The following is a 24,966-nucleotide window of genomic DNA, read 5'->3' as shown; positions in this document are numbered from 1 at the left end:
TTTTTATTATTGCTCATGCTACAGTGTAAAGACGCTGTTTAATGAGGAGCCCCGATCGTGTCTGGTTTGAAAATTACCCTATTGCAACAACCTTTAGTCTGGATGGACGGCCCGGCGAACCTGCGTCATTTTGACAGACAACTGGAGCTTGTGTCTGGCCGGGATGTGATTGTTCTGCCTGAAATGTTCACCACCGGTTTTGCGATGGAGGCCGCTAACGACTCGCTTTCGCAAGATAGTGTGATTGCGTGGATGCAGGCTAAAGCCCGACAAACTGACGCTCTGATTGCCAGCAGCGCGGCGCTACAAACTGAGCGCGGCGCCGCAAACCGCTTCTTACTTGTTGAGCCGGAAGGCAAGGTTCATTTCTATGATAAGCGCCATCTGTTTCGTATGGCGGATGAACATCAACATTATACCGCAGGCGACGAACGCATCATCGTGCAGTGGCGCGGTTGGCGTATCCTGCCGCTGATCTGTTACGATCTGCGCTTTCCGGTATGGTCGCGCAATCGCAATGATTATGATCTGGCGCTATACGTGGCGAACTGGCCCGCGCCGCGCTCGCTACACTGGCAAACATTACTGACGGCGCGCGCGATTGAAAATCAGGCTTATGTCGCTGGTTGCAACCGGGTTGGCACCGATGGCAACGGGTTTCATTATCGCGGCGATAGCCGGGTAATTAATCCCCAGGGCGACATTATCGCCACCGCCGATCCACACCAGGCGACACGCATCGATGCCGATCTTTCTCTCGCTGCCTTGCTGGATTATCGCGAAAAATTTCCTGCCTGGCGCGATGCCGATTCATTCGCATTGTAACCAGCCTGCCACTCACTGCTGTGGGATTGTTTCACTCCGTAACTCTCCGTAAAACAAATTCGCGTGGCGCAATGTGGCAGGGGACGTATTCTGACTAAGATAATCACTCGCCATTCGCGGGCGATAAAAAAGGTTAATCATTCCTTTATCAGGATATCTCCATGAAAAACTTTGTACGCACAGCTTTACTGGCAGCAACTCTGGCGGGCGCTTCTTTTGGCGCTTTCGCCGCCGCTGTCCCCAATCCTCCCCTTCCCGACCAGGATCCTATTGTCCAGCACCTGAAACTGACAAACGATCAGATTACCCGGATTAAAAAACTTCACCAACAACTGGAAACCGACGTCAGTCAGATTTCGATGAAGGGAATTAAAGACGGCGCGCTGATAGAGGTGATTAAATCCGGCAAATGGGATGACGCCGCCGTGAAACAGCAGCTTGCAGCCTTCAGTAACATAGAGCAGCAGGCGCGCTATTATCGGGTCAAGTATTATTTTGATTTAAGCAAAATCTTAACACCAGAACAGCGTCAACAGGTACAACAAGATCTCGCCCAGGCGCTTGAGTAAATATTTTTGCCCGTTATTCATGAATGACGGGCTTTATCCTGGGTTAGGTATAAATTCGTCTTTCTCCTTTTCTTACGGTGTACCGCCCCAGAGAACAACTCACTGATAGCAAAGCACTATTTATAAAATATTTTTTGAGACAGAAAAAAATATTTCTGTAAATAGCGCTGCACATTAAAATACCTTCAAATAATATTAATAAATTCTTATTATTCTTCCCTATCATAACGGGCCAGTTACCCATGAAATTTAAAACAGCTAAATTGTTCAGCATCAGTCTGGCTATAGACTATTCGCTTTATAGTTATAATGCATTTGCTAATACCAGTAATCATATCAGCATAAAAGGCGATTAGGTTGTAAATATTCCTGATATAGATATTACTGACGCTTACTGTTCTTATTATACTGACGGCAGTATTGATATGCAGGCGGGCGTAAGCTTCCAGTTATACAATGTAGAAGTGAAACCGTGTGTTGAGCTGGCTTACGTTTGGCAATTTGGAACGGAGACAAATTCCCATACCGACGATTATCGTTTTACTTGTCAAAATTTTAACAGTGTTAACGCCGGACCGGGAATGGAAGTGAGGTTTGCAGTGAAAAGGGGAGCGCAAATCCCCATATCAATACGGAATTTGGTCACGATGTTGACAACGAATTAAATGCTTATACCGGCGCAAAATATCAGTTTTGAGCCCGTCATTATGCGCCATCAATCTGAATTTTCAGATTGATGGCATTTAATAACATAAGCCTGAACGTCACAAGGTACACCGGTATTAATGTGATAACAAACCCAACACCGACCTTTTAAGCTATATCATTCAGACGTCTCTCAACCAGAAATAGCTTATCGCATTGTTATTTAAAATTTTCATCTCATTTTTTCACCAGATAACAGGAAACCCGACGTCGCAATACCCAGCTTTTTGGGCTTCGTTTATGTAATCGTTATGTCATAACATATATCGTGAAACTTGTCTTTCACCCCAATTTTAAGGCAGGTTTTGAAATGAAAAACTTTTTCGCAGTCTGCATCGCTTCCCTTCTGGTAACCCATGTCGTTACTGCATCAGCAAAAGAAGGGGCCTATATCACCGGGAAAGCGGGGGCATCCGTAGTAAACCTCTATGGCATCAACTCAACCCTCATCGATGATGACGTAGTCGTCAATGGCCAACCAAAGTTACCTGACCGCACCAAAGGCGTCTTTGGTGGCGGAGTTGCTATCGGCTACGACTTTAATGATCAATTCCAGCTTCCAGTACGTTTAGAACTGGATACCACTTTCAGAGGCGAGACGGATGCTAAAGGCGGGCAGGATTTCACTGCGTTTGATGATACAGTACATATGAATGTAAAAAACCAAGTCCGGATGAGCACTTACATGGTTAATGGTTATTATGATTTCCATAACAGCACGGCATTTACGCCATATATCAGCGCAGGCATTGGCCTCGCTCGTGTGAAGCTAAAAAATAACACCATGTCTGAGGACTTTGACATCAACGAAACCCTGGCTGCTTCAAAAAATAACTTTGCCTGGGGCGCTGGTATCGGTGCAAAATATGCTGTAACAGATAATATTGCCATTGATGCCAGTTATAAATACATTAATGCAGGCAAAGTAAGCATTTCAAAAAATAACTATGCAGGTGATGAGTACACCTCTTATTATGCAGACACAAAAGCTGCATCCAATGACTTCATGATTGGCATCACTTACGCATTTTAAATAATATCAGTAAAATAGCAGGAGCTATTGATTCCAAAAGGCGCAATGGCGGATACCAGTAATTAATCCCCCCTGCGCCATCAGAAAACCGTTGAATACAGGAAAATTGCCCTACAAGATAATGGTATGAAAGATTCAATTTAGACACTGATAACGAGAACACCCGCTTTTTAGCGGATTACTCCGATAAAAGATGTTCCTCCCGTAAATAATCAAATTCTCCTTTGCGCCATTCTCATGCAGGGCCGTCTGCGTTCAGCCGCCGCGCGCCTGTTCTCTGGGCATAATTGTAATGGGTTTCCCGCTCCGCCCGGCTTTTTGACCACACCTCATACCCCGTCAGCCACCCCGATTTATCCCATGCATACCGGTGCTCCCCCTGCGGCCACCACGACGCCACGCTCTCATGACTGCCCGCCAGCCACGCTTCCTCACCTTCTGGCGACTGGCTGAAAGAGACGGGATTTTACACCGGGCGCGGCGTGACGGTGAAAATATCGGAAGAAGGTTTACCCCCTCGTCTGGCTGGACGCCATTCACTATAAAATCCGTGATGAGGGTCGTTACCAGAGTAAAGCCCTTTACTGTAGTGCGCCTGCATCAACACCTGTTCCCTTTCCGACCAGGGTGGCAGCATACCCCGGGACAGACCGGAAAGCTAAACAATCCGGGCCACCCCATTGGCAGATCGGCCAAGCCGCTCCCCGATTTCACGGGCAGACAGCTGACCATAGTGTTGTTCCACAAACGTAATTTCATCGACCGTCCACTGTACCCAGTGATTTCGGGGGCTCCCTTTTTATCTGACATGCCCGACCTCCCTGCTGTCAGTCACGCTGTTTTTCCTGTGCCAGAGTAGATATTTGCGCCCGGAGTCGCTGCTCAGCCTGCTGGACCTGCTGCTGACGCTGCAACGAGTCTTCAGGGAGCAACTTCAACTGCCGTAGCTGTTCTTCCACCGGCACGGTCTGCCGGAAGCTTGTCAGCATGCCAAAGACCTGCGATTTAAGCTCACTGACGGTAATGTATTTTCCTCTCTGACCATCTAGCGCATTCAGTTTATCGGCAAGTGCCCGAAGCTGTGTCATCCCTTCATGCCAGCCGTTCATTGTATCGACAGGAAGTACTGAGATATTAATCTGTTGCTGCCACTGCTGTACCAGGGGCTTAGCCTGTTCCGGCCACAGCGACTGAACCTGTTCTGTAAGTTTTCTTGCGTAAGTGATATTCCAGTCAGGAGGTAATTTATCCAGCCATGCAAGCTGCTGCTGTGTCTGGGCGATAAGATCCTCCGGTAACGGAGTCTGCTGACGCAACATATCCAGTTGTTCAGACGAGAGAGGTGCAGGGAACGGAACCAGCGAAGCAGCAAGCTGAGTCTGTAACGGGTCTGGCCGGTGAAGAAACTGCCAGCCCCACACTGCGACAATACCTATTACCAGCATGGTACACATACCGGCGACGAAGGATTTCCATTTTTTTACCGGAGTGGGCACAGCTGCCAGCACTTCCACATTCGGCTGCTGTTCCGATTGCGCAACGTAAACCCACTTCACTGCACTACTCTCTGGCGTATCTTCATCCGGACCACCAGCAAAGTCTCTCGTGGATGTTGTCGCATCATTCATCACGGTGGCAGGCAACACAACACCAGGCTGAATGTTCGACCCGGTGCTGTTTATGCCATCGCTGTTTTCCAGCCGGACAGCGCTGTTGTGCATCAAAGTACGCAACGTATCGAGCTGGCTCAGATGCTTAAGCTCCAGGCGCTGCAGTACTTCTCCTAGTCCGGTAAGCAGTTGCTCCGCCCGGTACAACTGGCTGAGGTCACTGTAATTCAGCGGGAGCGAGCGCATCCGTTGCTGCAGACGCTGACTCAGACTGCTGAGAATTTCCATGCGGGCATGGACTGGCTGAGGCCACAGCGCTCCCCACTGATGGCTTATCAGGGCATCGAGTATCGTCAGCCCTTCATTGAGCCCGAATAAGCCGGCCAGTTGAGTACGCGCAAGCGTATACCAGGCTGCCGTTTGCAATTCTACGCCGTTCTGCTCAAACAGTGAGAGACAGAGTTTTTCCGCATAGCGCCAGTTCACATCCGGGCGAGCCGGATGCGTCAGTTTGTTCAGTTCATCACGCAGGGCGGCATAATCCGGTAGCGTGCGCGGGTCGCCGCCGGTCTTGATTTTATGCGGGGTGATGTCATTCATGACCCGTTGTCCATTTAACGTATAAGGAGCGGTTGAAAGTTATTGCTTATGCGGCTTCGCTTTCTGCATATTTGAGACTCTGCAGATACTGTAGCGCCACCGGGTCGGCAATATATTCAACCTGCCCATGGTGACGCTCAACCTCATCGATAATTCTGCTGAGCTCAACCCGGAAAAACTCCTTACGCAGATTAACCCGATTAATCCGGTAGCTTTCAAGATGGTCGTGAAGTGTCTTTTCAAGCGCAGGAGCGTCATCGCAGGAAATCATGGCGTGGACGTCAAAATCAAACGGCACGGCTGCCCCGCTTAATTCCTTCACGCGCTCCATCGGCTCCAGCCGTCTGGTCATGCCGATTTTAAAGACGTTTTCACCGAAAGAGCCAATATTCGAAATCACATACACATGTCCCTGCTTCGTGAGCTGGGCCATAGACTTGGCGCGTTCATACTGCTGATGCACGTCCTGGATTTTCTGCTCCAGCTCCAGACGCTGTCTTTCCAGCTCTTCCCGGTGAGCACCTTCAGCGGCGAGCAGAGCTTCTTCCAGTAAACGCTGCTGCTCAGCAAGGCGTTGCTCCTCCTCTTCTGCCTCGCGCTGCTGCTGGTCCAGCTCATCCTGTCGCTGTTTTTCCTCCCGCATCTGACGCTTGAGCTCAGCCTGGTATTCTTTTTCTTCCTGCGCTTTTTCCAGCAGGGCGACCTTATCCAGAAACTGCTGTTTTACACTTTCCCAGTCGGCATTATCTTCAAGCTCCAGAAAGGTGATTTTCTCGCTGATGCCCGCGTAAGCCTCTCTTTCCTTCCTAAGCTGGTCATACTTGCTTTGCCAGTTATTTACCGTAGTGCCGGAAAGCAGTGTTTTGACTTTGAATTTATACGCGGAATCTACAATACGCTGCAGTGCCCGGGAGGCTTTATTTCTGGCATTGTGAAAGTCATCCCACTGACCGGAAAGCTGTTTCTTTTCCTGGTATATTCTACGAGCCACTTCAGTACTGACCGTTTCTTCAAAGGCTTTCTCTTTCTGCGCCAGGTCCGACACGGCCCGTTCGAGCTCTGCTGTTTTCTTCGTAAAACCCCGGTAAATAAAAACCCGTATTATCAATGCAGTGGCTATCAGTAAGCCAAAGAACAGACCGATGACTCCTGCAGGATTCGACACAGATTCAATAAATCGCTCATTAAGATTAATTAATGCTCTTACCGCGACATAAACACCCCAGGCAATGACGCCAATAATAACCAGAATAATACCCGCTGCATTGTCATCTTTTTTTCTTCGTGCCATGCTTTTTTTCTTTCCTTTCTTCTTACAATCCTGACTATTTAATGTGAATAACGGGCAAAGAACCTTTCCTGTACCCGATTAATACTGGTTCCCTGAGCAAATTGGTAAATGGGTGTATCCGGGCTTGTTGGTCATGTAGAGGGGAGCACATGTTGGCTGTCGGGGTTGTGCACTGACCGGTTCGTCGTTTTCTGCAACACTTTGCGGTTTCTGTTTTTTCGCCGCTGTCACTTTTTTCGTCTGTGTTTTGCGTGTGGAATTGGACGGTTTTCCCTGATTGCCGGTGCCAGAAGAACCATACCCTGAACAGAATCGCTTAGACTGACTCAGACTCCCGTCATTACAGACAAAATGACCATCCGATGTGCAGTGCGCTATACCGCCTTTTGAACCTGAGCAGGGCTGCCTTCCACGCGCAGCATCAGCCTGTGCCGTAAACAGCATTCCTGAGACCACAAGGAAGATTAATTTTCTCATTTACATATCCGTGATTTATTTCGTTACTTTGGGGCTAAGTAATCCGAAAGCTATTAACCGTTTCGTCAGGAAAACGTGCAATGATTCAAAGCAAAAAAATAATGATTCATTTTCAGCGCCCGCTATGGCAGAAGCGCTAAAATCAAATCAAAAAACGTGCTCTCATCAAAATCCTGCCCGGGACGGGATAAAGCACCAGGCGAAGTAAAGGTCCACTTGTTCACCGTTCCAGACCGCATAAATAATCGCCCCAGAGGCGTCACGATCCCTCCATTATGGAAGGTCCCCTCCAAACACCCGGTTACACCCTGACCATAAAGGAATGCCGGCACAAATTTTACAGACCGGTCGTCGATACGCAGAACGAGGGTGGCAATATCAAATGCTCCCCCTCAACCAGCAGGTCCGTAACGGGTGTATTGAGCGTCTCCACATTCAGTCCGGTACCCACCAACCACGCGTCCATCTGCTCCTGAAGCTGTGTCATTCGCAGGCGAAAGTCTGCGATATCGGCCTGAATCTTGCTGACAGATGCAGCCGAAGCAGACTGTCTGGTCTGCAATTTTTCGAGAAACTGTAATTTTACTGACATGATGTTATCTGGCCTTACAGACGGGTTGTGGTATCGAGATACTGCTGTTGCTTCAGGTGTCGCAGGAGAACCCGCCCTTCGGGCATAAACTCGGTGCCATAGCGTACGAGGCCAATGCCCTTCAGCTCAGCATCAATGGCATAACGCAACTCGCCGGGGACGTTCTGCTCCAGCAGGACAACCATTATTTTTTTCAGACGAGGCTCATATTTGAGCAGAACAGCAGACAGGGTGCCCATCAGCTCATGGGCAGTACCCGGCATCCCCTGCAGGATTTTAGTCATATCGGGCAGGCCATAGTCTGGCAGATGCGCCAGCGTGCCGGCACGGCAGTTGAGGATGCGCTGCATATTGTCAAGCACTGACAATATGACCTGGTTCTGCTCGCTGACCTGATGCAAATCGAGGCCGCCAGTGAAATTGCCGTAGAGCGTTTCATACAGTGACGGACGGGGTGACTCACTCATCTTTCAGCGCCTTTAGCGTTAGTTGGTTATTACCGGCCTCAATCACCCGGGCTTTATCCGGGTCAAGGTCGTCACTACTCAGCACTACCCGCCAGGTGTTGTTCTCCTGGTCCGGTGACATAAACATCCCGGCCACCGCCACATACTGCGCACTGTCCTCCATCGGTATATCGACCGTCACCGCCCCGCCCGGCTGCAGGCGGATATCTTTCTCAGCTAGCAGGTCTGCTTTAATAGCCTGACTGTCAGCTTTAAACAGTGACAGGTAGTCCGTCGTGTCGAATGTTTTGCGGTCTTTGAGCTGGTAAATACGCACTACCGTGGATAGTGCCACGCCGCCGGCATTGCTGTTAACGGCTTCCCGGGCGCGAATATCAAGATGCAGGGTTTTTACCTGCTTATAAAAAATCGATTTAGTCACGGCAACCGTACCGTCCGTGACTTTTTGAGTCAGCCCACAGCCCGCCAGTATCAGAGTGATACCTGCGGCCAGCGCAGCCAAGGGAAATTTACCAGCGGTAATCGCCATCTTCATCGGTCTCCCTGCGGTGAATATTTTCCTGTACCCGCTCATAGCGGCCAAGATTGATGGTTATGGTTTTGGGGTGAGTGGCAGTATTCGCCGAGTTCAGCGGTCGCATCACGGCTGTACGACCCAGTTGCACTGCGCCAGCTTCAGGCTTAGCGCTCATTGTCGCGTCCGGCAGCAGGCTACGGTCGACACACAGCTGCAGACGCACATTAAGCCGTGACCCAAGATACACATGCAGCAGCGCCATTAAGTCACCGTGCAGTTCACCGCCGGGCAGCCAGCCCTGTACTTCCGTAGGGTCGGAGGTGGTCAGACGCATCAGTACCTGGCTGTTCGCGTCAGTGGCATAATTGCCCATCACCGGACGGTTTGTCAGGGTGACAGGCTGACGCACACTCATGGTCAGGGGGCTCTTCAGCGGCACACGGCGTTTGTCGTGGTGCCAGATCTTCGCCTGCGTGTTGGGTGCCAGCAGACGCACCAGCGAGGCCATACCTTCTGCGGTTCGCCCCGGCAACAACATCACCGGCAACAGCGCCAGAAAGCGGGACGCCGGAGTCGCGATACTGTCCGTGCAGCCGTCAATTCCGAGCCCGGCCAGCCCCAGCAGATACTGCGAGGTTTTGTCTTTTCCCCCTTCCTCAAAGGTCGCAGGGTATGAGTATTTACGCCAGATGCGGTAGTACTGGGTAATCAGCCGGTGGTTGAAGATATCAAGAAAATCGACTGTGGCTTCATACCCTTCCCGCCGCTGGGTGATGTCATCGATATAGTGCGTCGGCAGTGGAGACTCCACGCCGTAGAGCCCCATAAACGTGATGCGGACCGTCGGTGGCAGGTGCGGATGTTCAGGTGGCTCCGCCCCTTTGATTTCAGAGGCCGGGAACCCCATCCCCGGATGGGGGCGGAAGCGTACCGGCTCATATCGCACCTGCCAGGTGCTGCCGGTGACCGGTTTGTCCGGCTGGATCTGCTCCAGCAACTGGCAGAAGCGGTAAAAATTTATGTAAGGCAGCCGGTTGCCCAGCTGTGCTATCAGCCGGGCAGGCGCGGACTGTGGTTCTCTTTCCACCGGATGCATTTTCCTTCTGGCTGAACGATGAGAGTGAGCTGGTTAAACTGATTCATGTCAGCATAGAGCGCAAAGAAACGGTTGAGCATTTCGCCAAACAGGTGGATATCGCCCTCCCCCGTAAACCCGTTGCTGTCGAGGGTTACTTCGATATCCAGCCCCCGCAGCAGGTAACCCTGTTCAAAACGTTGCAGGCGGTGATGCGCCACCTGCTGAATCGCCTCCAGACGCCGGGTGTTCAGTTCATCTTCCTGCCAGTTATAGAGAGCCAGCGTCCCGCGCAGCACTTCGGCGGTGCTCATCATGTTCAGGAACCCGGAGCCCAGGTGGCTCAGCACCCGCCAGTGGAAACGGTCTTCCGCAGGCGGGTAAACCGGCAGCGTCGGTTTGCAGAGGTTGCGCACCGTCAGTGATGTACTGACTACCTGTTCACAGCGGTCGAGTAGTGTGCTCTGCAGCGCCCGGCGCGGTAACTGTCCATTGGTGCCGGTGATTTGCAACGACACGGCTTCGCGTTCAAACTTCCGGTCCTCTTCCCACTGGTGCCCCCCCAGAATCAGCCAGGTGTCATACAGCCCGGTGACACCCCGCTTAATGCGGGTGTGGTAATAGCGGGGTGGCGCATGACGGCGCATCATCCCTCCCTTGTGGCGGAAGCTGCTGAAAGGCACATACTCCGCGTCACTGGTCCGGTTTGAGCCGGTTACCGAATCTACGGAGTAAATCTCAGTATGTCCGTCCTGCAGACGTTTAGGACGCAGCAGGTATTCGCTTTCAAGACCAGAAATAGTGAGCGGGTCCGCTTCCAGCGTGAACAGATTAATTACCGGTACACAGTGCAGACGAACCGCGTCATCGGCGACCGGCAGGTCTGATGGCCACGGCGTGCTGAATACGACTTCAATATCAAAGTACTCCGTACCGTGTGGTGGTGTGATCCCCTCCAGACCGTTAAGGTGAACAAACATAAACTTGTCGCGGAAGGTGAAGTACTCCAGCAGCAGCTGGTAGCCGCTGAAGGCGGTATCGCCTTTCGGCCACAGACCGTCCTCTTCAGCAAATCCTCCCGGTGAGAAATACCCGTCAAGCTGAATACGGTCGGGCTGGCCAGGCAGGCGCATGTACAGCGCGGCCTGTCTTTTGGTCAGCATAAGATGCAGCTGGCTGCTGACCGGCGCATCCGCCCCGAGATACAGGCTCAGACGGCTGAGGTCTGCACCGGACCAGTCTGCCTGGCTGCTGCAGGCAAAACGCATCCGTAACAGCGAACGACCGTCAGGCTCAGTGGTCATGGTAATGTCCGAAACCCCCAGGGGATTAAGCATCACATCCCGGGTGGTACGGTAACGACAGACTGTGTTCTTCGGCCCTACTGGACGGGAATATATCTCAAGGCCTGCGGGCACCACTTCCGCCATTTTCATGGCATGCAGCGCCGGGGTCAGCGCCACCACCGAGAGGGACGGAATAGTTCGCAGGTAGTGTGGCCAGAGCATGCAGACCAGACCTTCAGTCAGTTCCGGCAGGTCGTCGTCAATCTTTTCGCGCAGCCGCCCCATTGAGAAGGCAAACCCTTCAAGCAGGCGTTCAACATACGGATCGGGTGTGCCGGCCTTATCCAGGTCGAGCATCGCCGCGCGATCGGGATGGGTTTGCGCGAACTCTTTCGCGGCTTCACGCAGGTAACGCATTTCTGCATCGAAATAGCGCAGGGTTAAATCTTCCATAAAAATAAATCCCTCAGGTAATTAATTCATCGAATCAGAAGATGAGATCGGGTGTTTTATTTTTGTTGGTTTACTACATAACCAGACCAGGGCAAAAGCAACCATAATGCTGGCACTTATGGTGAAACCTTTAACTACCTGCTGGCTTGAAACCTCATCCAGAAAATGCCTGAGGACGTAATACATCAGGACAGCTAACATTGGTAAAATAAAAATTTCCAGGAGCATCAGGCCCCCAAACCACCATCCGGACTTTCCAGTATCGTGCATGCGACGTACACCAAGCGCAAGAAAAGGAAAGAGTAAAATCAAAGGTCCAAATGTGCGCAAAGGAAGATAAATAAAATAGGCCCAAACCAATACCATGCCTCCGGCACTGGTTTTATCAGCCATGACATCAACGAGCAGGAAATAGCTCCCTGCACCGATAAGAAAGAAAACAATCAGGTTGATAATAATAAATGACCAAAACTCCTGCCGGGTAGCTCCTCCTTGATATATGAAACTTTTTTCCACGCAGACCAGTAGCAACCCCAAAGATTCTCTGGCGTAAATCCCTCTAATTAGACATGCAATGTAATTGACAACGTAATCCATGATGAGATGTGGTATATCATCCATTCATCATCATTAGGAGATATAAAGGAAGCAGCAGGATGTCTCCGGTCAGAGTGACTGGGGTCATCAATACATTGAATGCAAGCTTCCCTCCGTCCATACCTGCACTGGATGTGTACCTATAAAAACGAACCTGATAGCTGTCATTGAGAGATGCTTCACCCGGTATGGCTCCTCCGAATCTTGACTTATTGATAATCACACCTCTGATCTCAACAGACCGTTGGTAGAATCCGTCTTTTAATCGAAAAGAGGCATCCGTAAGCTGGGTTCTTTCTTTAACCGTTAATGATGATGCGGGTTGTCGAGTTTTTACATGAATGAACTGATTAAATCCGGCGTTACCATAGCCCTGATAATCGCTGACAAGACTAATATCTATATACTTACTGCTTCCGATTGCCTTAAGCGGAATATCTTTCATTAGTTTATTGAGTGATAGCAAAGCATTGCCATTCTGAGTGACAAAATACACATTTTTCTTACCAATAAAACCGACACCTTCAGATGGAAGCTCAATACTTCCTGTTGCGCCTGAGAGCGACTTAGTACTCAGATTGACATTTTTGTATTCAAAAGCAGACTGGATTTCATCACTATATGCTTCAACTCGTTCAGAATGTCTGCTGTTATCATTTGGATTATTCAAGGCCCAAAGAATTGAAGTACACCCACTTAATATCACGGTTGATAAAAATAGCAGTACAGCTAAATATTTTTTGCTCATTTCTTTTTCATTACCTTATTAAAAAATAAATTACGCGCACAAGACAGAAGCACGAACCGGATCAACCGCAATCAGTCCAGCCAGCAACTGTTCCATCAGAGGATTCAGGCGCACTTTGTCAGCCTCACTGCGACCGGCCTTCAGGCGCAGGAGTTTCAGATGGCGGGCCTGTACCTCGAACAACAGCTCAGGCTCCCAGTCGCTGAGCATTACCTCTTCGGCACGCTCTCCCAGTTCGGCAAACAGATGTATCGCCAGCTCATTCTTCCCGTACTGCTCCGCGATACGCCCCATCAGCAGACGCAACAGCCAGCGCTGACGTGTTGTTGTAAGCCCCGGACGGTTTTGCAGCCAATTCAGCGCCGCATCCAGGCCTTCGCTGTCAGCCAGCGCCACCGCTTCCGGCTCCAGTGCCAGAATGTCATCGTTACCGGCGGTTACCGGGACTGATGGCGTATCGTTGCCCCACCCGCCTGTGGTATCAAGCACGCTCTGCTGGATCCAGTTCAGCGTCACTTCATCCGCAAACGGGGTACCGTCACTGAACGCCAGCGTTTCAAGCCCGGCCAGACGGGTCAGCAGCCCTTTCAGGTCAGCGACAATAATGTCGGCCAGCGTCTCCTGCCCCGACTTCGTCAGCGCCTGGTGGATATACCACTGCAAATCCAGCCACAGGTGATTGGCACCGCGGGAAAAGGTGCTGTCGGCCGCGTCCAGCATTTCAGCCCAGTTCTGTTGCAGATACAAACGTTTGAGCAACGCGCGCTGGTCTGCTCTTGGCGGTTCGATACGAGTACGCCCCTGTGCATCCGGCGCGGGAATGGCCCGTAGGGTATCGTGCCGCAGACTCTTCATCAGATGGTGCGCTGACAGCCAGCCGTCGGGCTGCTCGCGCAGGTATTCAGTGAGGGTGCGGGCCTGTGCCAGCAAATCCTGGCCGGAAGTGATTCGCCCGATTGCCGGGGCATCGCTGTGGTCTGCCGCGGAAGGTGTTTCGCTGGTACTGGCGTTCTGCGGCACGACCGCATCCACACCACCCGCTTTCTGCAGACGGCTTTCCAGGGCGCCGTATAGCGCGTTCAGCTCAGGGCGTATTTCATCCGGCTCATCTTCGGTAAGCTGCGCAATCAGCAACAGCGCCCCTGTGGTGCGCATCGCATCGATCCTGACCACTTCCGGGTACAGGGAGAGCGAATCGATCATACGCGAACCCGCCAGCCATTCCAGCGCCGCCTTACGGCTGCGGTCACGCTGCGGGTGCAGTTGTGTACCAAAGCGCTCCAGCAGACCGGCCAGCAGTTCGAGTCCTTCGGCCAGCCCCTGCTCGCCTTCCCGGTGCAGTTTCGCCCAGCAGTAGTACGTCACGACGCGAATGTCTTTGGCGGTGGTAGTCAGCAGCTTTTCAGCCAGCCGACAGATAAGCTCTGTGTCTGCTCCGGAGAGCTTGTTGACCTCCTCGCGCATCTGCTGGAAGTCATCATCATAGCCCGGATCTTCACCAGCGGGCGATGAACCGGACAGCGGCTGCAGCCAGTTATCCCACTGCGCCACGCGCTCACGGGTCGCCGCAAGCAGTGGCACCTGCTCAGTCTGGCAGGCGTTCAGCAAAGTATTAAGGGTGCTCATCAGTAGACCTCCTCTGCATCACTGGCTGCACTGACGACTGCGACGCCGGTAGTGCTGAAGATGGTCTCAGGCAGGCGGAAATTCCGCAGTTTCAGCAATACCAGAGGTCCCTCTCCCGCTTCGGTTCGCAGGGTGTAATTGAGTGTGCGACCATCCTGGGCTTTCCAGCTCAGGCTGTAACTGCTGCCGACGCCCGGATACGCCTTCACCCTCGCTTTATCAAGCAGGCGTATGAGGCCCCAACTGCCCGGAATATCCGCGTACTGGCGGGTGCCTGCCTGCGTGCTAATCCAGCTCAGGTTCGCGCCCGGCGCTTCAGTATCCGCAGGCCAGGTGAAGCGCTTCCACGCCGGAAGCTGGTTCACATAGGTCAGTTTCTGGCTGTCGATAATTATGTCGGTCTGCATCACGCCGTCGGCGGTACCCGGACGCAGCTCGAAGTTTACGCCAGCATTGCCTTCGGTGAAGGCCACATCTGAGATATAGCTCAGGGTGTTGATGGCGCTAAGGAATGCCGGGCTAAACGCCAGCCCCTGCGAATTGATACTGTCCGGTACCCAGTGGTTGCCCTCTTTATGCAGCACGCCCTTGAGGCGGTTCTGCAGGAACTGAGCGATACGTCCGGAATCCGCATTGAGGTATTTGGCCAGCAGTGGCAGGGACACATCGCTGCTGGAGTTGCTGAACGGATAGCGTCCGCCAAAGGCGGAGTTCCATTCACTCACCACTGCCTGCTGCCACTGGGCGTTGAGGCTGTCGGCGGCCGGGGTCAGAACCTGCTGCCAGGCCTGCTCCATCGGGTTCACAAACATCGTACGACCAAAACCGCTCCATTCCTGACCCAGGCCTGCTGCAATCAAACTGCCGTAGTCGCGGGTTTCGGTCAGGTCAACGGCTTGACCCTGGAATACGGTCTGAGCGATGGTCTGGGTCATCGCCTGCGGGTCAGCGGCATTGGTCACCTGCTGCAGGCGCAGACGCACCTGTGTCACACGGGTCAGATAGGACTGCAGACTCAGTTCCTGTGCCCCTGTGCGGTTTTTGTCCACCAGCGCCAGCACCGGGCCAAAGGCCGCATCCAGCGGACCATGAACACCGACGCTCTGGTCAATGGCATCCTTGTTGTCACCACCCAGCAGATTTTTCGCTGATTTCACCAGTGAATCCGAAATCGCCTCGCCGGTCTGTCCGGTACGTCCCTGCGCGTTCAGGGTGTTCATCAGCGCCACCAGCGGTGACTGACGTACATCAGCCATCAGGGTCAACTGGTCAATGGAATCCGACAGCGTAGCGGCCTGGTTCCAGTGCAGGCTGTTGAGGAACTCAAGCCAGGCACCGCCAAAATCGGCGAAGTAACGCTCCGTCAGACGTTTTTTCAGCGCTTCCGGCGAGGTCTCATCCTGTTTATTCACCTGACGCTTGCTGTCAGTCAGCACCCAGTCAAGCTCGTCCCGGCGCGCCTTCACCACCTTTTCGATGGCGGGCTGAACGGCCTGCTCCCAGGCCTGGCGGGTAAACATACCTGGTACGATTTCGGGGGTGCTGAACAGACGGGATGCATCAGTATCCCCGGTCATATCTTCGAGACGCATATCGGCATACAGGTGCGCCACCTGAGCGAGCATCTTCTGGTACAGGGTTGATTCACTGTTACGTACGCCCATCAGGCGAACCAGCAGGGAGCGCGCCTGGCTGACCATGTTTTCATCGGCACGGAGCTTCCACTCAGGATGCGTCACCAACTGTGCGCCATAAAACGACAGTAGCGACGGGGCCACGCCCTGCCAGACGCCGTCTTTCACGCCATCACGCTTTGGCCAGTCGTGCTGCAGCGCAGAACTGAACCAGGCGGCGTCCATGTGTTCCGGGCGCGCCAGCATCAGATAGAGCTTAAGCTGGTCATAGGTGTTTTTTGCCATTTGCTCACGCAGCGGGCTGTCCGGCGGCAGTGCATTAAAGGCATTAATCTGTCTTTGCAGATGGTTTGCAGAAGCATCCCGCAACAGCGGCAGTGCGCTGTCCTGATAGCGTGGCCAGAGTGCGGCTAGCAGGGCGTTATTCTGACTCAGCCCGGCCCGTTCGTACCACGGCACGCCATGCTCTGAACGGTATTGCAAACGAGCCAGGGTTTTCTGGAGTTCAGACAGTGCATGCAGACGCTGCGCCAGGGGCTGATTCTGTCGGGCAGCCGTCGAGGCCTGTACATTAGCGCCATCTATCTGGCTGCGGTTAGTGACATACGCGATGCCCATCCACACAGCCCAGCCCACCATCGCCAGGGCAGCGACTGACACAAACACTTTACGCCATGGAATGCCCGGCTTGCGCGGGCGCAGCCCGGCAGCAAGCGTGCGGACAGACTCAGGTAAAACATCCCAGCGTTTATCCATGCCCCAGTGGTGCGCCACGGCACGTTCAGCGCCGGCGGAGGGCTGACTGAACACCACACCGGCCAGCGGCAGCGGGCGGTACGGATTGAGCATCACCGACAGCGGTGTGGTCACGCTCTGTGGCTCACGAATGAGCTGGTCGGCAAGCGTCAGTAAGAAGTTATGTTTCACTTCACCGCAGGTCTGCTGCAGGCCCAGTGAGGTCAGATCTGGCGTCAGGGCGGAGAGTTGCTCTGCCAGCCCTTCGGTGAGACAACCGGCAGGCAACAGACAGCCGGTCGCCTGTACAACCCGTCCTTCCGGCTTACCAGCTCGCGGGTGCAGGGACCAGACATATAGCGGGGTCTGCCAGCCAAGCGCTTCCATACGTGCGCTGATGGCGTGAGACAGGGAATCCATGGTGCTTTCAGACGGTACCGGCAGCGGCGGCTCCAGCCCTGGTGCTGAGAGCTGGTCAAAGGCCGAGGTGACCCACACCAGCCCATCTACCGGGCGACGGCGCAGTTTGCGCAGCGCGGTCAGCCAGGCACTGTCCGGTGGCGTATTGAGGTCACCGCCCCACAGCAACAGTGTGCCGCGGTCTTCCTGCCAGAGCTGAGTTGTAAGGCCCGGAGTCAGTTGCTCCACTTCAGCGGCCGTACCGGTTATCAGCAGGATGCGAGTTTTACGCCCCCAGCGCCGACCGTAGAGGTTACGCATGGCTTCACGGATGGTGTCGACCGTGACGTTGCGCGGCAGGGTCTGCTCAACGCGACCTTCACTGGTTGGCAGTTCTTTCTTACGTTCAGCCTGAAAACGTGACCAGCGTTGTTTGAGCGCTAATCCGATAGCCCTGCCATGACGAATTAACAACAACAGGATCATCGCCCCGACAATACCCAATGTTTTTAATCCTTCGCTGTTCAGGCCAATTGCATCCCCATGCGACCAGATGGCCCATGCCAGTATAGCAGCGATTATCGCGGTAAAGCCGAGACCTCCCCAACTACCACGCCACGCTGAACTATCCTTTGCCATTCGCCTGCTCTCCTGTTGTGACGATATTCATAAATCGCTGTTTTTTATTATCAGAAAGCATCAGGCAGTTCCCCGTCAGTGCCACAGTATCACTGGCGACAGCGGCCATAATCCACGGCGAGAAGGGGCCGCTGCGTCCTGCGTACTCTTCCAGCCAGTGACACTGTTGAGGTTTCCAGTGGCCTTCGTAGTTTTTAGCGCTGCCCAGCAGCGTGGAAAATACCTTGCCCCACGCGGTACCGTCCCCGAGAAGCACGTCTGTTTTGATAGCCTGCGACTGAGTGGATAAAAAGGTATCAAAGGCCAGGCTCAGATCTTCTGTCGGCTCGATCGACATGGGCCGTAGCAGACGGGCGTGATGATCGAAGCGGTATTTGGTGGCCACATCGTCAGAGGTCAGTAACAGGGCTGCCAGCGCATCACTGTAAACGTCGCCCCCCTGCGTCTGATGGACCAACAACAACTCGACATCCAGCGTCGGCGTTTTGATCCGCTCTTCAACCGACGAAAAGGAGCGGGTATTCAGGATCGTCAGTAAAGGTGCTGAGAGCGTGAGGCCGAAATGTTGGATCCAGGCGGCAGAAAAAGCCTTCTGCAAATGCTCTTCGGGATCCGAAGCATCAGTGAGCAGTGTTACCCCAAATGGCAAATCAGCACAGAGTTGTATGAGTGATTCATCAAGGCCACCAAGAAGGGCCGAAAACACATTTTCTCCCGGGGGGAGCGCGATACGCCTGCCAAGCGCATTGCTCTGTTCAAGATCAGCAGGAGACTGTATAAAGCGCGCGGGCGTGAGTTCAGCGGGCAGGATCACCCTGCTGTACAGAACCGCCAGATAGCGTCCTGCCCAGTCAGTCCATTGTTGCTGCGCATATTCCGCTTCATCGGACTCAAACTGATGTTTGTCCATCGCATGGTTATACAGCCAGCTTCGTAAGCAAATCATCACTAACCAGAGAAAGAGTGGGCTTCCCGCTACGATCCAGAGATTAAATTTTTGCAGTGTTCCCAGAAACTGATTGGCATGGAGAACAAAAAGGAGCACTCCGGTGATTATTGCAACGAGACAGGCCATCAACCACAACATGGTTGATGGCTCTTCCGGCTCTGCGATGATAGTGGCTTTCTGGCGTTCCCAGCTCATTATTTATCCTACTGAACAGTCCGGCGCACTGGAGATAACATGGCAGCCGCATTCACATTCGCACCCATCGACGACAACTTGTTTGCCATCAGATATCCATTCCGGTGACCCTTCGATAATGGCATTGATACCATGTCCTTCGACAGGACAATTAATCTCGTCGCCAACAAGTGCTACCTTTTTTCCATTCACGATCATGGTCGAAGAGGCAGAAATAACTTCGCCACCATGTGTTGTTTTATCTCCGAGTAATACAAATCCTTTGGACATATATCCTCCAGTTAATATCATTTTCAATGTTAATTCTCTACACAACGAAAACCATCACCAGGACCTTCATAATCATGTTCACTTTTCCCTCGTGTAATATCATACAATCCAAACATGGAGCCCAAATAACCTCGAATCACTTTTTTGTCACCTTTATCTGGTCCTTGCGGATTTTTTTCAGGTGAGTTTTTATAATAATCTTCAGCATACCAGTCATTCACCCATTCATTTCCATTCCCCATCATGTCATATAAACCTAAGGGATTTGGAGGATACGAACCGACAGGAGCCATGTCATGAGTGAAGTTAAGTTTATCATCTGGATCGTCAGGATTATATTGATTGTCACTATTAGCAAACTGAAAAAACTTACCTCGGCTACGAGCTGCATATTCCCATTGAGCCTCGGTAGGTAAAGTAATAGATTTCCCTGATACTTTCCCAATCCATTTACAGAAAGCGCTTGCGTCATCCCAACTCACTGATGCAGGGTAATTATCACCAATATTGCGTAGAATTTTTTTATCATATTCATCTTCAACCTTTCTACCCTTTATTTTTTTATAGTATTTATTATATTCTTTTTTATTTAAATTCAACCAAACATTAAACTCCCTCCAAGTAACTTTGTTTTTTGTTATTTTAAAATCAGAAAGCTCGACCCAATGCAATGGTTTATTATCCAATCCAGGACTAAAAGGTAGTTTTTCGCCAACAAGCGGCCCAAAATCCCCCATTTGAAACCGCCCCCCTTTAACTGTCACCATGGAATTGACAATATCGTTGGCTAATTGTTGTTTATTAGTATCATTTTTAGAATTATCACATCCAACAAGAATAGTTCCAATGAGTGACAAAGTAATCAATGCTCTATATTTATTCATTGTAATCACAACTCCTGACTACCCACAATTACACGAGTACAACTTTGCATTAGCACTGGAGAAACTTCTTTTAATTTATGCAATTCAGTCCCATTAACTTCCTCTGTGCTTGGTAAACTGGACCAAATATCCATAAGATTTTTAGCATAATGGCTGGGTAATATATTTATTTCGGATGCATTAGGCACGATGTTTTTAGAGCCGTAAACTCGCGACTGTTCCCCCAGAGCAAGAAAATCCGCAACACTTTGTTGGTTTCCTTGCCATGAACCAACAGCTACAAAATTTTTAGAGAGGTGCTGCATTACATTTTCGTACTCACGTTTGGATTGAACCCAGCGAAGGCACAATAAAACGGCACGTTTTCTGGCGCTAAACATAACTAATCCCTCACAATCAGTTTGTGCATTCGAGGCAGGGCTAGCGAATTCATCCCAAAAACCATGTTCTATTAAAGAAGCAATTGCTGCGCCTTTGCTTTCAGGAGGGGAGAATTTCAAACACTCTCCCTGAGTGTCGATAATCTCCTGCATAAGCCTCACTCTTTGTTCTTTTATTTCCCAACTATCTCGAAGATTATCGAGAAGTCTGTCTGTTTGACTCCACGCGCTATCCACCAAAAGATTAACCCCATACATTGTGGATAATAATGGAAGTGCACAGAACGCATAAAAATCCCCATCACGGATCACAGTACTAGACAGTTTAATGTAGTCAGCATTGCGTAGCATATATGTTAAGCAAGGAAGAAAATCGGTAATTATCGCTATTCCATCGATATCAAAAGCAACACTTCCTTTCCCTCCTCCGCCCCAGCACATCCCGCCACGTGCCAGAACCTGTACTTTTCCATCTTCATAACTGAATCTGAACGTGCCACTCCAGCCAGCTCCGATTTGGGCAGTTGCTCCCAAAGATACTTTCGCAAGATAGGTATATTCTTTGTTTTTCTCCGGGTTGCACCATTTGATTGCCCCTGAAAGGTTTGCTGATGCCTGGGCCCCGGCAAAGACGGTTAATTCCCCTGTTGCTTCCGGCTCTTTCACCACCTGGCTAATATCAATTTTACGTTGTCCGGGAGCGGGAGCAGTTCCATCACCTGAAGAGCCTGGGACGCCTTTTGCCCAGTTACTTTTCACCGATACACCCAACTCAACGCCTAAGCTTGCACCAACACTGCCCGCCAAAGTCAGTTCAAAATCAAAACGTAATACCCCCAGGCTTCCCATTCCTCCGCCCATTTCGGGCTTCAGGGGATAAGTCATCGTAATACCATGCATGTCTGGAAGTGACAGGGTTAATTTGCTTTTAGACTCAGCGAGAGCGAGACTTGCATATGCACTTGCTTTTCCGCTGGTGACAGCTTCTTTTTTTACCTTTTTACCTTGATTACGAAAATCTACTTCAAACGGATTTAATTCTTCCGTCAGACCTGCTCCATAAGTCCAGCGCATAAGCTGAGACTGAGCATCAAAACCCAATCTCTCTCCCTGATAAGGGGAATGTTTGAGGCTGTCATTAATATCCCTCGCCCATTGTCCAAGAACACCTGTGTGCTGTTCTAATAAATCCTGCTCAGCCTTCAGCATTTTGGGTTTTACTTTGCTTATCTGCGTTTTCAGCTTATCGTAATCGATCTTTTCTCTTGCCCTTGTATTTCCCTCATTGTCAGTATATGACTCTGATATAACAAAGCTCTTACCACCGGACTTTTTATCGCTATCTTCAAGCGGATAACGTCGCCATTTGCTGTCAATTTGATCTGAACGGACATAAATGTAACGAGCACCTTTCATGCCACCCCGGACTTCGATTAACTCCATCAGGCCAACAGCACTTTTGCTGCTATTATCAAGGAGTGTGGTCTTCGGAAGTTCCTCTGTTGCTGAAAGCGTCGTCAATTTAACTTTCAATTGTTTATTCAGATCATCAAGTCGCTGGGCTTCCTGTTGTATTTGAGTTTGCAGGGCGGTACGTTCACTAATTTGCCCCCAGTTTAGTCTGGTGCACTGCAAAGTTAAATCATCAATACGCATCTGCGTATCAACCTGGTGGCCTAACAGGCTATTCAGGGCATTACTTTCCTGTTCCAATTCATCACCATCAACAGCCAGAAATGTTTCACTGTCAGCATGAAAATAAAGACGGGTACCTGATACATGGCTGGCTTTAATGCCCTTTGCCTGCATCCCTGTTTTGCCACTGCCATGAACGGTTGCTGTATTCCCCATGAAGGCAACTCCTGCTATTTGTGTTCTGATTAAATCTGGATTTCTTATCCAAGTTCAACTTTGATCTTGTCAGATAAAGCCGTGAATATTTCGGCAGTATTCCCGTCTGAATCCGTTATGCCGGAAAAAACATCGCCTTTACTGGTCGTAATGCGATAGCGCGTATTCGGAGCAAGCTGTCCTGTTTTTTCGTCATGCGCAACAAAATATTCACTGTATCCACCGGGAAATTCCGGTACAGAAGAGGTATAGTTTGCGGTTCCCATTTTCTGCGCATTAGCACATTTCCACAGCACATTACCTTCACAGCCAAGTATGATGTTCTTACCCGTTATCTGGATAAATGAGCCATCCAGGTTTTTCAGCACTATATCTTTCGCCGCAGTGATCTCAATCCGTCCTTCCGTACTGGTCACCGTGACATCCTTTTTGGCAATGGCCTCCAGCGCATCATCCTGCGCCTGGATTTCCACTTTGCCCTTAGCCGCAAAGAGTTTCATCCCGGCCTTTCGGGCCAGCATGCTCACGGCTTCACCCGCCGCCACCGTAAAGCGCTTCAGCGCACTGATGTCCGTATTCTGCTGGGATATAATCCCGACGCTTGCACTCCCCGATGCCATACGAACTGCCTGCGGGCTGGTGATACTCACCCCTTCCGGCGCATTCAGCACCATACCTGGCCGGGCCAGCTCTTTCAGGGACTCCGTCAGCTTAACCTGGCTCTGGATATCTGCTGGCAATGCCTCTGCCGTTTCAGCAGCATCAGAAAGACTTCTGGCAATACTCAATGCATTTTCCAGTTGAGATATCGCTTCCCGCATCGACAGCATCTTATCGCCGGCAAACGGCTGTTTATCGGCGGTAATGAACACCCCGGCACCACCACGAATGGAAACATGCCGGTCGGTGCGCAGTTCTGCCCCCTCACCACGAAGATCCCTGTAAGCGTCTACATTGTGCCCTAAATTAAGCTGCGTCTTACCCCCGTACTCCGTACTGAGTTTAACGTGCTCTTCGCCGCGTTTGTCTTCCATCCGCAGCTTGTTCAGACCCGCTGTGCGGATAACATTACGCGTGCTGTTCAGCTCCGTGACATGGTCAACATGGCGGGAGTCGTGCATGGCATGGGCGATATACGGCCGGTCCGGGTCACCTTCATGGAACGCAATGGCAACTTCAGTACCCTGTATCAGCGGGAAGTGGAAGCCGTACTTGTCTCCCCCGTAAGGCTTGGCGAAGCGCACCGGCATACTTTCCATGCCCTGACGTTTATCGTCACGGTCGGCATCAAACTTCACCCGGTACATGCCGGATGCATCCTGCCAGGCGTAAATATCGTTCTCCTTGGCGCTGGTGACGCGGGCCATCAGGGTACCGCTGACCACCGGGCGCTTTTTAGCAGCAGGACGCCAGCATCGGTTCTCGTAATACGGCATCCCCTCCCACATCACGATCAGGGCATCTTTACGACTGGCGATATAGCCCGTGCGGGTAATGATAATGCCGTTGTCCGTTTCTGATGGCAGTGTCGGCGGTACCACACGTTCACTGATGGTCAGCACCTGGGCCGGAGAAAGCAGGGCATCATTGCTGCACCCGCTGATGGTCGTCTGTACAGACAGAAAACGCTCATGTTCAAGGCGTGCCCAGAAGTTGCCAGTTTCCGCTGACGGTGCGATTTTGTCGCCGCGTTCAAGATGACGCGGCAGGTAGTGATAAACTTCACCATAGGTAACACCGTCACCGTCGCCACGGGTCATGTCCGCCGGTACAGAGGTCAGGATATTCTGGGCTTCACGGTGGTTGTAATCACTGGCGATGACAGAGCGCTCAACCACGTTCTGCCGGACGTTAACACCCCACACCGAGTCCGCAGCATTATCACTCATTCCCGATGGGCTGCTGAGCGGCAGCGATTTTCCGAATGTCCAGGCACTTTGCTTATCCGCAAAGTGCACCACTTCGGTCTGGGTATCGGGCTGTAAAGTGAAGAAGTAAAAAATCCCTACTTCAGCCAGCAGACGCTCAATGAAGGCGAGGTCATTTTCCTTGTACTGATTAATCTGTTCACGCTTCGGATAGTCAGCTTTGAGAGTGAACTCATATTCCCAGCCTTTCAGGCCATGTTCCTGCAGCACCTCGGTGACGACTTCCGGTACAGACTTATTGACAAAAAAGCGGTGGGTACGGAATTGCTTGCGCAGCAAAGACAGGAATGGCTCAATAATAATCTGGTACGTCGCCTGGTCACGTGAACCACTGATACGCTTAAAATGCGTCACCACACCATGCACCACTTTCTGCCCAGTCAGCCCCATCAGTGGCCCGGTTCCCATGGTCAGCGTGGCAGGCCTGGTCAACAGTTGCGCTGAACTGATATTCTGGTCGCTGCTGGTAAAGATAACTTCGTAGTAGTAGAGCTCACTCATGAACTCCCTACCGTTAAACTCTTCCACATCCAGTGAAGCTGTGCAGGACGGAATATCGAGGCGGTAGCGGTTCAGTCCGCCTTCAGTTAGCGCAGACAGGGTGTTCTTAAGCGTATCTGTCAGACTCATG

General features: G+C 51.5%; 19 protein-coding genes and 2 pseudogenes. 4 read left to right on the top strand and 17 right to left on the bottom strand.

The window, feature by feature from the left end; all coding sequences use genetic code 11:
• The first annotated feature begins 57 nt into the window (after positions 1 to 57).
• The 4 genes and pseudogenes from F4V61_RS20895 to F4V61_RS22560 form a co-directional block, all read left to right on the top strand.
• Positions 58 to 825: an amidohydrolase gene (locus F4V61_RS20895; protein ID WP_058819976.1), complete on the top strand. Its 768-nt coding sequence runs from the start codon at positions 58 to 60 to the stop codon at positions 823 to 825.
• Between the two features lie 161 nt (positions 826 to 986).
• A complete protein-coding gene (locus F4V61_RS20890; protein ID WP_000788196.1) occupies positions 987 to 1,394 on the top strand; it encodes a Spy/CpxP family protein refolding chaperone in 408 nt (135 codons plus the stop codon).
• A gap of 1,015 nt (positions 1,395 to 2,409) precedes the next feature.
• The gene (gene pagN, locus F4V61_RS20880; protein ID WP_000787598.1) at positions 2,410 to 3,132 is read left to right on the top strand and encodes an adhesin/invasin protein PagN; all 723 of its coding nucleotides are present in this window, start codon (positions 2,410 to 2,412) and stop codon (positions 3,130 to 3,132) included.
• 440 nt (positions 3,133 to 3,572) lie between these two features.
• A pseudogene (locus tag F4V61_RS22560) lies at positions 3,573 to 3,644 on the top strand (SymE family type I addiction module toxin); the annotation flags it as partial.
• Between the two features lie 315 nt (positions 3,645 to 3,959).
• Here F4V61_RS22560 and F4V61_RS20870 read toward each other — a convergent pair.
• From F4V61_RS20870 to F4V61_RS20790, 17 genes and pseudogenes are all read right to left on the bottom strand, one after another.
• Complete coding sequence (locus tag F4V61_RS20870; protein WP_038396865.1) at positions 3,960 to 5,342, bottom strand: VasL domain-containing protein; 1,383 nt, start codon at positions 5,340 to 5,342, stop codon at positions 3,960 to 3,962.
• A gap of 46 nt (positions 5,343 to 5,388) precedes the next feature.
• A complete protein-coding gene (locus F4V61_RS20865; protein ID WP_038396866.1) occupies positions 5,389 to 6,633 on the bottom strand; it encodes a GIY-YIG nuclease family protein in 1,245 nt (414 codons plus the stop codon).
• A 78-nt stretch (positions 6,634 to 6,711) separates the two neighbouring features.
• Positions 6,712 to 7,110, bottom strand: a complete 399-nt coding sequence (locus F4V61_RS20860) for a hypothetical protein (protein ID WP_080161295.1) — start codon at positions 7,108 to 7,110, stop codon at positions 6,712 to 6,714.
• A gap of 122 nt (positions 7,111 to 7,232) precedes the next feature.
• Positions 7,233 to 7,702 (bottom strand): annotated as a pseudogene (locus tag F4V61_RS20855) (hypothetical protein).
• Between the two features lie 14 nt (positions 7,703 to 7,716).
• Positions 7,717 to 8,169 (bottom strand): type VI secretion system baseplate subunit TssE, encoded by a 453-nt coding sequence (gene tssE / locus F4V61_RS20850; RefSeq protein ID WP_000004546.1) that lies wholly within the window; start codon positions 8,167 to 8,169, stop codon positions 7,717 to 7,719.
• Positions 8,162 to 8,698, bottom strand: coding sequence for a type VI secretion system lipoprotein TssJ (tssJ, locus tag F4V61_RS20845; RefSeq protein WP_024131995.1), 537 nt, complete (start codon positions 8,696 to 8,698; stop codon positions 8,162 to 8,164). The genes tssE and tssJ overlap by 8 nt, the downstream gene beginning before the upstream one ends.
• Positions 8,679 to 9,782: a type VI secretion system baseplate subunit TssG gene (gene tssG, locus F4V61_RS20840; protein WP_000553779.1), complete on the bottom strand. Its 1,104-nt coding sequence runs from the start codon at positions 9,780 to 9,782 to the stop codon at positions 8,679 to 8,681. The genes tssJ and tssG overlap by 20 nt, the downstream gene beginning before the upstream one ends.
• Entirely contained in the window at positions 9,737 to 11,500 is a 1,764-nt protein-coding gene (tssF, locus tag F4V61_RS20835) for a type VI secretion system baseplate subunit TssF (protein WP_080161294.1), read from the bottom strand. Before tssF ends, tssG begins: the two co-directional genes overlap by 46 nt.
• 21 nt (positions 11,501 to 11,521) lie before the next feature.
• Positions 11,522 to 12,121, bottom strand: coding sequence for a DUF805 domain-containing protein (locus tag F4V61_RS20830; protein ID WP_058345734.1), 600 nt, complete (start codon positions 12,119 to 12,121; stop codon positions 11,522 to 11,524).
• Entirely contained in the window at positions 12,114 to 12,845 is a 732-nt protein-coding gene (locus tag F4V61_RS20825) for a hypothetical protein (RefSeq protein ID WP_038396869.1), read from the bottom strand. Before F4V61_RS20825 ends, F4V61_RS20830 begins: the two co-directional genes overlap by 8 nt.
• A 30-nt stretch (positions 12,846 to 12,875) precedes the next feature.
• Positions 12,876 to 14,471 carry a type VI secretion system protein TssA gene (gene tssA / locus F4V61_RS20820; protein WP_080161293.1) on the bottom strand — a complete coding sequence of 532 codons (1,596 nt, stop codon included), beginning with the start codon at positions 14,469 to 14,471 and terminating at the stop codon, positions 12,876 to 12,878.
• Positions 14,471 to 17,878, bottom strand: coding sequence for an ImcF-related family protein (locus F4V61_RS20815; protein ID WP_080161292.1), 3,408 nt, complete (start codon positions 17,876 to 17,878; stop codon positions 14,471 to 14,473). The genes tssA and F4V61_RS20815 overlap by 1 nt, the downstream gene beginning before the upstream one ends.
• Positions 17,865 to 19,022 carry a hypothetical protein gene (locus F4V61_RS20810; protein WP_000118268.1) on the bottom strand — a complete coding sequence of 386 codons (1,158 nt, stop codon included), beginning with the start codon at positions 19,020 to 19,022 and terminating at the stop codon, positions 17,865 to 17,867. Before F4V61_RS20810 ends, F4V61_RS20815 begins: the two co-directional genes overlap by 14 nt.
• 3 nt (positions 19,023 to 19,025) lie before the next feature.
• Positions 19,026 to 19,292 (bottom strand): PAAR domain-containing protein, encoded by a 267-nt coding sequence (locus tag F4V61_RS20805; protein WP_000033409.1) that lies wholly within the window; start codon positions 19,290 to 19,292, stop codon positions 19,026 to 19,028.
• 29 nt (positions 19,293 to 19,321) lie between these two features.
• Positions 19,322 to 20,176, bottom strand: a complete 855-nt coding sequence (locus F4V61_RS20800) for a formylglycine-generating enzyme family protein (RefSeq protein ID WP_001046388.1) — start codon at positions 20,174 to 20,176, stop codon at positions 19,322 to 19,324.
• A 5-nt stretch (positions 20,177 to 20,181) separates the two neighbouring features.
• Complete coding sequence (locus F4V61_RS20795) at positions 20,182 to 22,407, bottom strand: hypothetical protein (protein WP_000528468.1); 2,226 nt, start codon at positions 22,405 to 22,407, stop codon at positions 20,182 to 20,184.
• A 44-nt stretch (positions 22,408 to 22,451) separates the two neighbouring features.
• Positions 22,452 to 24,965, bottom strand: a complete 2,514-nt coding sequence (locus tag F4V61_RS20790; RefSeq protein WP_038396875.1) for a DUF2345 domain-containing protein — start codon at positions 24,963 to 24,965, stop codon at positions 22,452 to 22,454.
• Position 24,966: the final 1 nt, after the last annotated feature.

The sequence above is a fragment of the Salmonella enterica subsp. arizonae genome, from assembly GCF_008692845.1.
GTDB classification, from domain to species: domain Bacteria; phylum Pseudomonadota; class Gammaproteobacteria; order Enterobacterales; family Enterobacteriaceae; genus Salmonella; species Salmonella arizonae.
This window is presented reverse-complemented; position numbering and strand designations above follow the sequence as displayed.